Source organism: Nostoc sp. PCC 7524, from assembly GCF_000316645.1.
In the GTDB taxonomy this organism is placed as follows: Bacteria; Cyanobacteriota; Cyanobacteriia; order Cyanobacteriales; family Nostocaceae; genus Trichormus.
Genome location: NC_019684.1, coordinates 4,114,660 through 4,128,731 on the forward strand (window position 1 = coordinate 4,114,660; position 14,072 = coordinate 4,128,731).

Genomic DNA, 14,072 nt, shown 5'->3' on the forward strand with positions numbered 1-14,072 from the left:
TAGCAACCTAGAATCAAAACAGGATTAAGAAATTGTTAAGACAACACCAAATTATTCACACTACTCATTAATTCAGACAAGCTTTTAAACATTCTGCTAAAACCTGTACATGAGGTTCTAAAACAAACGAATAATGATTTCCTGGCACATCAATAATATTAATTTCCTCTGCTGCCATTACAGAAAATAACTCCACCCAAACTAAAGTGGGATCAGGAGCCATAATATGTTTCTCCCTAGCTCTAAAAATTGTTACTTTTCCAGGATATGGCTGTCTTTTATAGGAATAAGTTGCTTTTAAAGTTCCCACCAATACATCTAAAATGCGGCGATTATTTTGACGTTCCACACCAGGAGGAAAAATTTTCGCTTTTCTGGCTTTGTCAATGATATAATTAATTTTTTCTTCTAAACTTAAATGCTGGATTTCTTCTGGTGTAACTAAATTATCTTGACCAAACATTCCCCCGAAGACTCTAGAAAGTACACCCACGAGATAAACATCATCAATTTGTTTTTGTTTATCTAATAAAATGGGTACGTAAGAATCAAGTATGGCTAACAAAGATACTTCTTGTCCTTGCTTTATTAGCTGCTGTGCTACCTCATAAGCAACCACTCCCCCAAACGACCAACCCCCTAATTGATAAGGCCCTTGGGGTTGAAATTCTCTGATAGTTTTCACATAGAGGCTGGCCATATCTTCAACTTTAGTTAAAGGTTCCTCTTTCCCATAAAAACCCTGAGCTTGCAAACCATAAAACGGTTGTTCATTGCCCATGTTATGGGCTAATTTGAAGTAACATAAAACATGACCACCGGCAGGATGTATACAAAAGAAAGGTTGCTTCTTACCTTGTGGCTGAATGGGAACTAAAGGAGAATTCTGAATCAGATTACTGGAATCTTGAATAACTGCTGCTAAATCTGTAATTACTGGGTTCTTTAATAGTGTTGCTAGAGGGATTTCTTTTCCAAAATCTTGTTCAATTTTAGAGATTAAATGTAGTGCTTTAAGTGAATTTCCACCTAACGCGAAAAAGTTATCTTTTACTCCTATTTGTGGTAAATTTAGGATGTCTGACCAAATTTTTACTAATTGTGCTTCTACTTGATTACGAGGAGCGACAAAATCATTAATTTCAATGAAATGAGAAATATCAGGTTGTGGTAAAGCTTTACGGTCTACTTTTCCACTAGGAGTTAAAGGTAGTGCTTCCAGCATGACAAAAGCGGCTGGAATCATAAAATCAGGTAGCTTTGCTTTCAAAAAATCACGTAGGCTGTTAAGTGTTGGTTTTTCTGAATCGTAGGTAATGTAAGCAACAAGTTGTTTTTCTAAATTTTGATGATTACGCGCAATAATTACAGCTTCTCGCACTTGCGAATGTAAGCAGAGAGTATTTTCAATTTCGCCAATTTCAATCCGATAACCTCGGATTTTTACTTGATAGTCTACTCTGCCAATATATTCAAGATTGCCATCTGGTAAATAACGAGCTAAATCACCAGTTTTGTAGAGACGTTCCGATACTAATTTTGATTTTTTAAAAGGATTGGGAATAAATTTTTCATTAGTTAATTCTGGACGATTCCAGTAACCACGTGCTACGCCGACACCACCAATATACATTTCACCGATGACACCGACATCTACAGGCTGCAAGTGTTCATTAAGGATGTAAATTTGGGTGTTAGCAATGGGACGACCAATTGGTACAGTTTTTAAATTACTGTGCTTTTGACACTGCCAAAAAGTGACATCAATAGCTGCTTCTGTAGGGCCGTACAGGTTATATAATTCGCAGTCCAAACGCTCAAAAAATCTATTTTGTAAATCTACAGGTAAAGCTTCACCACTACAAATTACTCTTTGAAGAGAAGTACATTTTTCTATACCACGACTAGCTAAAAACATTTGCAGCATGGAGGGGACAAAATGCACAGTAGTGATTTGCTCTTGAATAATCAGATTAATTAAATAATTACTATCTCTATGTCCACCCGGTTGAGCAATTACTAGGCGCGCGCCTGTTAATAAAGTCCAAAAGAATTCCCAGACAGAGACATCAAAGCTAAAAGGTGTTTTTTGTAAAATGCTATCTGTAGAATTTATTTGATAAGTTTCTTGCATCCACAGCAAGCGATTACATATACCTTTGTGGGTGTTCATTGCACCCTTGGGTTTACCAGTAGAACCAGAAGTGTAGATGACATAAGCAAGATTATCTGCTTTTACTTCACTTTGGGGATTAGTCTTTGGTTGTGTAGAAATTTTGTTCCATTCTGTATCTACACAAATAGTATGTGCTTGATGGTGGGGAATTTGATTTAGTAATTTTTCTTGGGTTAGTAATACCTGAATTTGGGAATCTTCTAGCATATAAGCTATGCGTTCTTGGGGATATTCTGGGTCAATGGGTACATAAGCACCACCAGCTTTGAGAATTCCCAATAAACACACAACCATTTCTAAGGAACGTTCTAGACAAACACCAACTAATGTTTCTTGTTGAACTCCTAGTGTGTGTAAATGATGTGCTAGTTGATTGGCTCTATTATTTAATTCTTGATAGGTTATTTGTTGCTGTTCAAACTTTACAGCTATGGCGTTGGGGGTGCGTTCTACTTGCGTTGTAAATAACTCATGTAAACCTTGAGAAAGGTCGTAATCTCTGTGTGTAGCGTCGGGATTTATTTGTGTGGTTTGCATTTTTAAATCAGGGAAAAATGTCGGTTAATGGCTTTGTGGAATGGGGGTGATTTACTCACCCAGAGATGCAAAGACGCAAAAAAACCTAATCTTTTCTTCTTTGCGCCTTTGCGCCTTTGCGTGAGATAAAAAAAATCCTTAATCTCCCCCGAATTCGACTAATTTACCGATGTTGAAATCTATCCGCGTCCAGCCTTTGAGTTGACGGAGATTATTTAACAACAACAGAGGAATTTGCCAGTGATGTACCATCAAAAATGGTAGGGGATCATGTAGCTGTAAAATTGCATCTGTTCCGCGCCAAATGTTTTTCAGCCATGTCTTCAACTGGGTGAAGGAACGAATACCAGTCAAGCGCCAAATTTCGTGATAAGTCCAATAGGTTGGTTTGCTGGTTGCTAATGGTTGTAAGGTTTCCGCCATTGGTTGTTTACCAATGTAAGCTTCTGCAACTTGGGGGTGGTTGTAGAAGGTGGTAATAGCTGAGTGTGTGCGGGGGTTACACTCGATCGCGTATACTTGTCCGTCTTCAGTTTGGATGAAGTCGAAGGATATCTGTCCTGTGAGTTTGAGTTCTTTGACAAAGTGTCTCACCCATTCCAAGATTTGCGGGTTTTCTATGTTCTCATAGTTGACTTGGAAGGCTGATGATTCGCAACAACAGTGTAGTCGAATTTCTCCGTCCCTAACTGTGCTGTGGGTGCAGAATTCTTTTCCTGGGATGAATTCTTGCATAATCCACGGTTTTTCGGGACTGATGGGTAGTTTTCTGACGAAGGCTGCTGTTTCCTCTGGGGTGGCGCAGGGGAGTTTGGTTAAGTCCAAACGCCGCACTGAGTCGTAAGCAATGCTTTTGAGGATGTATTTGCGAGTCTCACGGGAAAAGTCGAAGTTGATGACTTGTTCGCCAGAGGTGATTTTAAAGGATTTGGGTACTGATAAACCAAGCGATCGCGCTTTCTCTGCCATTGCAAATTTATCATCCAACATTTGGGTGATCTCTGCATCAAAATGAAACACTTCGCAATGGTGAGATAACTCTGGTTTGGCTAAGGAGTCGTAATAACTCCCGACAGGACTGGTAACGGGAATGTATACATCAATGTTTTCCCGTTTGACTATATCTACTAAAGCTTTGATATAGTCTTCTGGTTTTTTTTGCGGTGCGGGAGTTGTGTAAAATTTATCGACCGCTTGGGAAAATCGATGTCCCGTTAACCAATATTTATGTGTTTCCAGCAATACCACCCGATGTCCATCTGCGTGGAATGACCTTGCTAGTTGCAAAGCTTTGGTCATTTTTCCGCCACTGATCAGGATATTTTTGGGGTTGCTGGTTTTTGTAGTTTGGGGACGGAAGATAGTACCCAAAACCAAAGCTATGCAAACAATAATGGCGTTGATGGGCAATGCTAATAGTAGCAAAGCCAAAGTCAGAATATTTTGGATAATTGCGGCTATTTTTGTCTCTAAACCTAGAGACGGTGTAGCAGGTGAGGAGTCAAAGGAAATAGATTGTGCCATAGTTTACACTCGGCGGATAATCGTCAAACCGTCGCGCAGGGGAAGTAAAACCTGTTCTACACGGATATCAAGGGCTACGGTACGATTGAAGTCAGCGATCGCTTGACCGTTAGCACTGCGTTTTTGGGGAGGTAAATATACCTCTCCTTGTAGGAGTGTGTTATCAACACAAATAAAGCCTTGCGGTGCTAACAAATTAGTATCTAGCAGCATTTGCAAGTAAGCTGTGTACTCTTTTTTATCGGCATCAATAAATACCAAGTCAAAAGTTTCTCCAGCCGTTGCTAATTTCTCCAAAGTTGCTAAAGCTGCACCCAATTCCACACGTATCTTTCCACCGTGGGGAGATTGGTTAAAAGCCTTCTGTGCAACTTCCGCCGCATAAGGGTCTACTTCACAAGCCACCAATACCCCATCTTCTGGTAAAGCTTCCGCCATCGCTAAGGCTGAATAACCCGTGAACATCCCAATTTCCAGAACTCTTTTCGCTTTAGTCATGTGAACAAACATCTTTAAAGTTTGTCCTTCGATATGACCAGAAAGCATTTCCTGTTCTAGAGGACGCACAGTTGCACCGGCTGTAAAATGCTCACCCCAAGCCTCTTTTACAGTTATCTTAGCGAGTGCTGCTAAAGCCTCTGATTCTGGGGTAGTACATTCCTCTAAATAAGGGTCAATACCTGCTGCTAACTCCCAAGCTTGGGTAATCTCAGCTACCAAATCAGCAGGTAAATCTTGGCGTTGTTTAACCTCTCGAACAACAGCTTCCAACTTCTTAGTTAAAATTCCCAAGGGTGTGACAGGTCTAGCTGTCGGTATGTCTATCAAATTCGTCATGATTTAAAGGTGTAGCCACATAAATTAGAAAATTGCTGATTGCTCAAAGCCTGAAAGCAACTGAATTAAGACTCAGCACTCATCACTTTCCTACAGCACTCCCTACAAGTTCCTTCTGACTGCTGAGAGGATACATATCTACACCCTCACCACCACGAGGATATTGACTACAAAGTTCCTTATGTTCAGCTAAAGCTGCGGCTGATTCGGCTTTTGTCAGGTCATTGACGAAGAAACATTCTCCAATAGGTCTTGGCATAGCAGCTCTGAGTAAACCATCTCTAGTTAGGGTGATAGACTCAGTAGCACGCCATAATAACTCCTCATCCAACAGAGGATGGTCGAGGGCTAGACCTATACGACTCATCAATCCTAAAATGCGATCGCGCTCTTGAGTAGTAATGTAGCCTCTCCGTGCTGCAATAGTCGCAGACAAAGCCATATCAATATTGACTGCGTGACCGTGGAACATAGGTATATGTGGCGCAAGTTCCAAGGTCGGACTCCAAGTATGACCGTAAGCAATTACCCTATCTAGGTCTAATTCGTGGAGGTTGGGTACTTCCAACTCCAACATCTTTTTAATCGCTTTGTAGGTCACTTCATGGGCTACATCTTTAATTTCTGGCATAGCGTCAATATTGCCAAAATGCGTATGCAGTAAGTCTTCCCCGTACTTCTCCAACAACTCAAATACTTCTTTGTGAGCAACTACGGCGATTTTGACTAATTCCGCCATACCGTTACGTACTTGGTCAGTTGGTAGAGTCCGTAAAAAGGAGAAATCTAAGAAAACTTGACGAGAAGCATGATATGCACCCAAACGGTTTTTCAGCTTCTTGTGGTTAACTGCGACCTTGATGGCAACACTAGCATCAATTAAGCCAATTAATGTAGTAGGAATACGGATATAATTACTGCTGCGACGGTATGCAGAGCAAGCAAAACCGACAACATCTGTAATCAAGCCACCACCAACTACTAATACTGGTTCTTTGCGAACTAATTTGAAATCTGCAAAGACATCTACCACTTTCTCAAATGTTTGAATGGTCTTGTTTGGCTCAGTAATAGTAATGGGGAAAAGAGTCAAGTCAATGCCGTGATACTGGAAATATTTTTGAATTTGTGTACTGTAGAACTGACTCACATTAGCATCTACAACAGCCAAGCAACGTCCAAAATTTTTGTAGATATCTGCTAATTGGTGATTTTTAATCTCAAAAACTCCATCTACATAAACTAAGTCGTACTCAATTTTTTCGTAGCCTTCAATGTGAAAAGCTGCTGCTTGCGCTTCAAACTTTGCTTGGACGATGCTCATATTCTTTGACCTTTAGTGCAGTAAATGACTGTATGTGTTGACTGGAATATTTGACTCAAGCCAAAATTGAATAATTCTAGTCCTAGAATTAAACCGATTGATTGGCATACCAAATAACTCTAATTTCTCATCAAGAAATAGAGGTAATCGCTGGCAGAATTTGAGGTAATCAAAACTTGATTGTAAAAAGCAGAACGTTGATTATATATAACGTACAGCTTTTTAAATATAGTGAATGACTTGTGAGTCTTGGTTGAACTGTAAGACTCTGCAAATACGAGCAAACTACATTAAGTTTCTACTGTTTTGCAGTGATGGTACTAAATGAAGTCCATCATGATTGATCTGATTGTAGACAGATATAGTATGCCAGAAGTTAGTAGAAATTTGCTCAAAAATCTTAAGATTTTCTTCACGATTTTAAAGATAACATTATTTGCGAAATATTTGTACATAATTATGAGATTTTTCTAAGAAATCTCATAACTATAAGCTGCAACTTAGTTTATATAAGCATCATAATTTTTGATCTGAACTGCAAACCAAAGAAATTAGAGGAGAGTTTGATATTAATTTTTATCATAAGTATCAGCACTACTAAAAACCATGAATTTTAATCAACACACAGCAAATGTTTCCCCTAATTCTGAATCAAGAACAGGAGTATGGAAGGAAAATTTACAGCAGATTGTTGTTAATTAGAAATACAAAAATGGAGTGCTAAAGATAAAGCACATCTACTTTTATGAGCGCAGCAGAAATGTCATTGGCATTGGCTAAAACTTAAGGCTTCTACCAATACTTGTAACAAAACTTAACTAATTTGCTCTCATTTTTAAGTTAGTGACACTAATGAAAGTCCTAAGCAATAGCGGACTTTTTGCAGTTGGGCAGAAGATTACAAGCTAGCTAGAGCAGTTATCTAATCCGCTCAAATGCTTAAGCTTAACTTTACATTTCTCAATGTAACATCCTTTGTAAAATAATGCACCTAGACTAAAGATACATTTTAAATAATCTATAAAAGGAAGCTAATTTTTCTATTTGTTAGTTTAAGCAAAAATACTTATTGACAAAATGGATTTATCCTAAATTACTAAATAAATCAGCCAATACCACATTAGAAAATAAAAATCCCTCTGGGTCACACAGGCGTAATCTTTCATTGACCACTTCTACCCAACCTTTAGCTAGATAAGGTTTTAGACATTGGTAAACTGCTGCGATTTTCGCTTGACCAAATTTTTCCCTCAATGCTTCTACATTTACACCCTCAGCCAAACGCAACCCCAACATTAAAGTTTCTAATAATACGTCTTCTGGGGGTGTGACTTCACAATCAATCACACAGCCAGCTTGTATCCATTGGTAATATTCTTTAGTGGTACGGGGACGAGTAAAGCGTTTACCTTCTATGTAACTCGCTGCACCCATACCAAAGCCATAATAGGGTCGATTTTCCCAATAAACTCGATTATGTTGGCATTGATGCCCTGTTTGAGCATAGTTAGAAATTTCATAATGTTCATAACCCGCAGATGTTAAGACTTGTTGCGCTAGTCGATACATTTGGACTGTGGTTTCATCTGTGGGTAAGGGTTTGTCTCCTGGTTTGTAGTAACGACCAAAAGGTGTTCCTGGCTCAATGGTGAGATCATATATAGATATGTGATTGGGTGTAATCGCTACTGCTTTAGTGAGAGAATCCTGCCATTGATCTAAAGACTGATGCGGCAACCCAGAAATCAAGTCTAAGCTAAACTCTGGAATCTCGGCTTGGTGAATTAATTCTACAGCTGCAAAAATATCTTCTACCGAGTGCGATCGCCCAGCTACTTTTAACAATTCGGCTTGAAACGCTTGTACACCCAAACTCACCCGATTCACACCTGCGCCACGATAGCCTGCGATATGTGCGAAATCAAATGTTCCTGGGTCTACTTCCATAGAAATTTCGGCACCAGATAACACACCAAACTGCTTCTCTAACACCTGTAAGATGTGTTGTAATTGCGCTGTAGATAGCAACGAAGGAGTCCCACCACCAAAGAAAATTGTCTGGAGTGGTTGACCATAACTTGGTGTCATGGTGATTTCTTGACACAGCACATCAACATATTGAGAGATAGTACCAGATGTTTCTCCCCGCAGGCGATCGCCCACCACAAACACCGGGAAATCACAATAAAAACACCGTCGTCTACAAAAGGGAATATGTACGTAAGCAGAACTCGCAACGCCAAAAACATTAACTTTTTGCATGATCGTGAAAAATAATAAACTTAACTAACAGAAAATTAGAAATAATGAAAATAAGTAGTTTATTTACAGTTATTATCTTTTTCTGACGAAACTATGAGAAATCTGAAGAGAAAACACTTTAGTTATAATGTTTGCAGACATTGCCTGCATCAAACCCTAGTCTAAGTCAATATAGGTTAGTCTCTCTGACCGATAAAAATTCAAATTCTTGATTTTATCGGGTAAAACAGTCGCAGGAATACATCACAACCATGCTTGATGCCATTATTATTTTTTCATTCATCCTGGCAGCAGCAGGAGTAGGATTCTACAGTACCGATCTCTTACCCAATGGTACGTTAGATCGAGTCACGAATCTAGAAGCTTTACGCTTAACTGTTGCTGTCTTCGCCGCTATTATTGGCGGTGCGATTGGCTTGAGTTTCCAAACAACATACCGTCGTTTAGAAGCACAAGTCCGAGAAATGCCACTGGAAGTAATTCTCACCCGTGCCATTGGCTTAGTGATTGGGTTATTGCTAGCTAACTTAATGTTAGCGCCACTATTTTTATTGCCCATTCCTACGGATTTTAGTTTTATTAAACCACTGGTGGCAGTGGTGGGTAGTATTATACTTTCTGTTACAGGCATGAACTTAGCCGACACCCACGGACGCGGCTTATTGCGGTTCATTAATCCTAATACCGTAGAAACTATGGTAGCAGAGGGAACACTCAAACCCGCCAGAACCAAAGTTTTGGACACCAGTTGTATTATTGATGGTCGTATTGAAACACTACTAGAAACCGGATTTTTAGAAGGGCAAATCATCGTACCACAGTTTGTCTTACAGGAATTACAACAAGTCGCTGATGCCAGCAAAGACCAAAAACGGGTACGGGGAAGGCGGGGACTAGAAATTTTAAACCGCATTAAGGAAGCATATCCAGATCGGATTATCATCAACCCATCCGACTATGATGATATTGCCACGGTAGATGCCAAATTAGTGCGCTTTGCCCAAGACATCAACGGTACATTGCTCACCAACGACTACAACCTCTCTAAAGTAGCTAGCGTGCAGAAAGTACCTGTTTTGAATGTGCATGATTTAGTGAATGCTGTCCGTCCTAGCTATTTGCCTGGAGACAACCTGGACTTGAAAATTCTCAAAGAAGGTAAAGAACCCAGTCAAGGAATTGGCTACCTTGATGATGGCACAATGGTCGTCGTTGAAGAAGGTAGCAGTTATGTAGGCGGTGAACTCAGGGTAGTAGTCACCAGTGCCTTACAAACCTCAGCAGGACGAATGATCTTTGCCAAACCCCAAGCTTCAGCATTGACGTGAGGCCAATGTCTGGTAAAAGTAGAGTTAAACAATGCTATCGGTGCAGCTTGACTGCACCGATTTTGTATAGAGTCAAATTTGAAGAAAACAATCAGTGGGTTTTTGTCTGTCCTGAATGCTGCACTGCTGTGAGCGCAAATAACCCATTTTATATTTATGGTGGAACGTGGAAGACTCAAAAAAGTAGGAAGAGGCGATAAGCCAGATTTCCCACATAGGAATCTGGTTGGATTACATCATACGGCGAAAGACGAACAGATTACCTGTTGCACCTCTCCCTACCCTGATGTCTTCATCTAAATATGAGGTTATCCATACAGCCTCTTGGCGTAAAAATTCTAATACCGGGATTTTTAATGGCGGTAAGCTCAAGCTAGATATCCCAAAGGGTTTAATAGCTTGCACAGCAAAGGAATGAAAGCTCACTTTTGCCATCTGCTCATCATCACCCCAACTCCAAAATCCCTCAGTCCACAATTGCCAGTCTCCTAATAGTGGTAATTCCAACTCAGCACCATTGGTAGCAGAGATGTTTCCGGTATCACCTGTAATCAACCTTTGCCACACACGTTTAATTTTTATTCCACCCCAAACATCAGCAACTGATGCCAAAGGGCGAGTAATTACCGTTCCGCGAGAAGCATACACCAATTGCCAGTCACCTCTTAAATCAGCTAAATGATTGACACTCAGAGGGTTGGGGATGGGATTGATGTTCTCTAACTGCTGCACGATTTCATCAATCTTTGGTTCTGGAGATGGAAACAAGGCTTGCTGTACATCTAAGGCTTCTAATTGCTGCCATAGCTCATGCTTCCAGGAAAATCTCGCGCTCTCATTCCCCATCATGATAAGTAAATTCTATTAGCGTCATCAGCCTTTTATTGTCAAGTTAGGTTGACACTTCGTAACAAAATTGTTAAATTTATTTACATAAGTTAACAAACACAGAAAAAAACTATGTATACCACCATTAACGAAAACGGCATTCTGAATAACTACGCCAACGAACCTGAAATGTACTATGCTAACTATCCCACCCAAGAGGAACAACGCCGCTACGCATTACAAGGTGCATACGCTACATTACTCGTCACTACTTTGATTTTGGTTGCCTTGGGCGTTAGCTAAAATTTTTAATTTCGGTATCAGCTTCTCATCGTCATTCGGACTTCTCCTCATCACCTCAGCTTGGCGGCTGGGGTTTTTTGTTGCGGATGAGTGGAATTACAAAGGACATGAGGTAAAAGTCATTTATATAGCAGAAGGCAATAGGCAATAGGCAATAGGCACTCTTGCAATAATAAAATCCATGCCATGAATGAGTTTGAGCTTTTAGTCATGTCCTAATCGCCTTGTCTACAGCTATACCAATTCACGAAAATATTGAAACAGATCCAAATCCGAAAACTCTTGTCAAGTCAGGATTTCTCAATTGCGTAAAGCCTACGGCATAGCTACGCTTAGAGCGGAGAGGGGCGGGAGCATCGTTGCGAATTGTGATTTTGCTGGGCTTTTTGTGGGATCAAGAACTCTGTAAAATTGTCTTAGCAGCAATCCGAGTTTTCTTCAGTTCTGCATCTGAGAGTTCTTGCCCAGATTGCAGGCGGGTGGCGGAAGTTTGTAAAACTGTGGCGGCGTTCTTGTCACCGATTTGTAAAGCTGTTTTGGCAGCTGTTTGTAACATTGTCGCGGCACCGGAGCGATCGCCTTGTCGTAATTTCGTCTCAGCTAACTGTGCTTGGCGATATTTCGCTAAGGTTAAAATCCATTGATGGACATGGGAATTAAAATCTGGTTGATATACCTGTAAAACGTTGGTATAAACAGGCCAGCTAGAGGACAGCAAGCCTTCTTCACTAAATGCTGGGTTATCGTAGCGGATTTGCATATTCCCAATTAACTGTTGTCCTGGTGGTAACTGTCCTAAGTACAAATTAGCCAAAACCACCCGTTCCACATCTTTCATTAAGTCGCCCAAGCGGATAGCCAAACTACCATCGGCGGCTGTCTCCACGGGTAACTCAATAATGTCTGGGGAAACTTGCGCCATAGGCTTGAGTTCTGCCAACCTGACATGAGGTGCTAAAGACAGCAGCAAGTAAGCATTGGTAAGTCCTATCGACTGCACCCGCGTAAACAAACGATTAAATTGATGGGTTGCTTGTTCAGGACGCTCAATATGGGTGAGAGTCCCGCCACCAGCATCAGCAATTTTTTCGAGTAAATCTTGGTTCCAACGATCGCCAAATCCCAGAGTATTAAGAGTTAAGTTGATTTTTGCCGCTTTTTTCGCCAGTTCCAAACAACGCTTGCTGTCATCCGTGCCAATTTCCCACCTCAAAATCTTCAGACTGCTTTCACCGTAACCATCGGTAAGCAGAAACGCCTGAGAAACAGCGCCCCTTGTCCCCTTCATTAATTCTGTAATTCCCAGTTGCAAACCCTCAGCAATGGTTGTACCACCGCTAGCAGTTAATTTTTTTCTAATTTGGGCTTTGATGCTTTCGGGGTCTAAAACTTCTTGGTTGGGGATAATGACCTGGGCAGACCCCGCAAACGCCACAACTGAGAGGCGATCGCCTGGCTGTAATCGGTCTAATAATCGCTCTACAGCCTCAATCACCGTTTTTAGAGGTTTCCCGTGCATGGAACCACTTTGATCCAGAATCAAGCATAAATTAAGCGGCAAATTATGCTCAAACTGCTCGGCGATCGCAGAAATGGAAATTGCCAATTGACGCTGGCTGCTGACTTGCGCCGCATCAACATTGTGGTCACTTAAAGCTGAGAGCAATTGCACTTTCATCTAAGAAGAAGTATCCTGCAACACGGTTTTAGAGACGATTCTGGTTTTCTTGCGATCGCTTTCCGATAAATCTTGTCCAGCTTGGAGTTGTGTAGCTGAGGTTTGTAACACCGTCGCCGCCCCTGTATCACCCATTTGCAGAGCAGTTTTCGCAGCCGTTTGTAACATGGTAGCCGCACCGACGCGATCGCCTTGCTGTAATTTTGCTTCTGCTAATTGGGTTTGGCGATATTTAGCTAATGCCAAAATTGACTGCTGCACCTGGGGATTTAGTTCTGGTTGGTATACCCTGACAACGTTGGCATAAATGGGGATATTCGGCGTGAATAAACCGATTTGATTTTGAGAAGGATCATCGTAGCGCACCTGGACATTAGCAATCGGCTGTGTACCTTCTGGTAATTTGCCCAGATAAATGTTAGCCAAAATTACCCTTTCTACATCCTTCATCAAATCTCCCAAGCGGACAGCAAAGCGGCCATCAGTTTCTGGTTGCACAGGTAACTCAATCGTATCTGGAGCAACTTGGGCAATGGGTTTGAGTTCCGCTAGTCGGACATTGGGCATGAGGGAGAATAGCAGATAAGCATTAGTCAAACCCACCGTTTGAATCCGACTGAACAAGCGACCAAATTCATCCACAGCTTGTTCCGGTTTTTGAATATAAGATAAAGTCCCCAACCCAGCATCAGCGATTTTTTCTAAAACATCTTGATTCCAGTTATCGCCAAATCCCAGAGTATTCAAAGTCAAGTTATAACCAGCCGCCAACTGAGCAAATTTTAAACAGCGATTGTTATCACCGTGTTCATTTTCCCCATCGGTTAATAAAAAGGCTTGAGAAACCGTGTCTTTTTTCCCTTTGGCTAACTCCTCAATCCCCAACCGTAAACCTTCATCTATGGCTGTACCACCATCAGCCGCCAGACGGTTAATTTGTTTTTTGATTTGTTCTGGATCTGTAATCACCTGATTCGGGACTAAAACCTTAGCACGATGATCGAAGGCTACCACACTCAGGCGATCGCCCGCCTTGAGCCTATCCACCAAACGATTCGCCGCTTGTTTGACAATTTCTAAAGGTCGCCCATTCATCGAACCACTATGGTCAAGAATCAGGCATAAATTTAAGGGAACAGTACGGTCTTGTGGTTCTGCACCGGCGGAAATAGAAATCGACAGCTGACGCTGAGAGCTGGCTTGGTTCGCGTCGAGATTGGCATCATTGAGAACAGGTTGCAAATTAACTTTCATAACCCAAACATCCTAGTCAGG

9 protein-coding genes and 1 pseudogene are annotated in these 14,072 nt (G+C 41.1%); 2 read left to right on the forward strand and 8 right to left on the reverse strand.

The features are described 5' to 3' along the window. Positions 1–67: 67 nt before the first annotated feature. The 5 genes and pseudogenes from NOS7524_RS16350 to hemW all read right to left on the reverse strand — a co-directional run. Positions 68–2,689 (reverse strand): annotated as a pseudogene (locus tag NOS7524_RS16350) (amino acid adenylation domain-containing protein); the annotation flags it as partial. A gap of 162 nt (positions 2,690–2,851) precedes the next feature. After that, a complete protein-coding gene (locus NOS7524_RS16355; protein WP_015139594.1) occupies positions 2,852–4,237 on the reverse strand; it encodes an ATP-grasp domain-containing protein in 1,386 nt (461 codons plus the stop codon). A 3-nt stretch (positions 4,238–4,240) separates the two neighbouring features. After that, positions 4,241–5,074, reverse strand: coding sequence for an O-methyltransferase (locus NOS7524_RS16360; protein ID WP_015139595.1), 834 nt, complete (start codon positions 5,072–5,074; stop codon positions 4,241–4,243). A gap of 82 nt (positions 5,075–5,156) precedes the next feature. Next, positions 5,157–6,398, reverse strand: a complete 1,242-nt coding sequence (locus tag NOS7524_RS16365; RefSeq protein ID WP_015139596.1) for a sedoheptulose 7-phosphate cyclase — start codon at positions 6,396–6,398, stop codon at positions 5,157–5,159. Positions 6,399–7,481: 1,083 nt separating this feature from the next. Continuing rightward, a complete protein-coding gene (hemW, locus tag NOS7524_RS16370; RefSeq protein ID WP_015139597.1) occupies positions 7,482–8,660 on the reverse strand; it encodes a radical SAM family heme chaperone HemW in 1,179 nt (392 codons plus the stop codon). A 251-nt stretch (positions 8,661–8,911) separates the two neighbouring features. On the opposite strand from hemW, the gene NOS7524_RS16375 reads away from it, so the two are divergent. Then, positions 8,912–9,988 (forward strand): PIN/TRAM domain-containing protein, encoded by a 1,077-nt coding sequence (locus NOS7524_RS16375; RefSeq protein ID WP_015139598.1) that lies wholly within the window; start codon positions 8,912–8,914, stop codon positions 9,986–9,988. Positions 9,989–10,219: 231 nt separating this feature from the next. Here the strand turns inward: NOS7524_RS16375 and NOS7524_RS16380 are convergent, their stop codons facing one another. Then, entirely contained in the window at positions 10,220–10,837 is a 618-nt protein-coding gene (locus NOS7524_RS16380; RefSeq protein WP_015139600.1) for a PAP/fibrillin family protein, read from the reverse strand. A 111-nt stretch (positions 10,838–10,948) separates the two neighbouring features. Between NOS7524_RS16380 and psb34 the strand changes: the two genes are divergently transcribed. Continuing rightward, positions 10,949–11,119 carry a photosystem II assembly protein Psb34 gene (psb34, locus tag NOS7524_RS29540; RefSeq protein ID WP_015139601.1) on the forward strand — a complete coding sequence of 57 codons (171 nt, stop codon included), beginning with the start codon at positions 10,949–10,951 and terminating at the stop codon, positions 11,117–11,119. Between the two features lie 394 nt (positions 11,120–11,513). On the opposite strand, the gene NOS7524_RS16390 is transcribed toward psb34, so the two are convergent. Together NOS7524_RS16390 and NOS7524_RS16395 are read right to left on the reverse strand one after the other, a co-directional pair. Then, positions 11,514–12,797, reverse strand: coding sequence for a vWA domain-containing protein (locus NOS7524_RS16390; protein WP_015139602.1), 1,284 nt, complete (start codon positions 12,795–12,797; stop codon positions 11,514–11,516). Then, positions 12,798–14,051, reverse strand: coding sequence for a vWA domain-containing protein (locus NOS7524_RS16395; protein WP_015139603.1), 1,254 nt, complete (start codon positions 14,049–14,051; stop codon positions 12,798–12,800). It lies immediately after the preceding gene. Positions 14,052–14,072 lie beyond the last annotated feature (21 nt).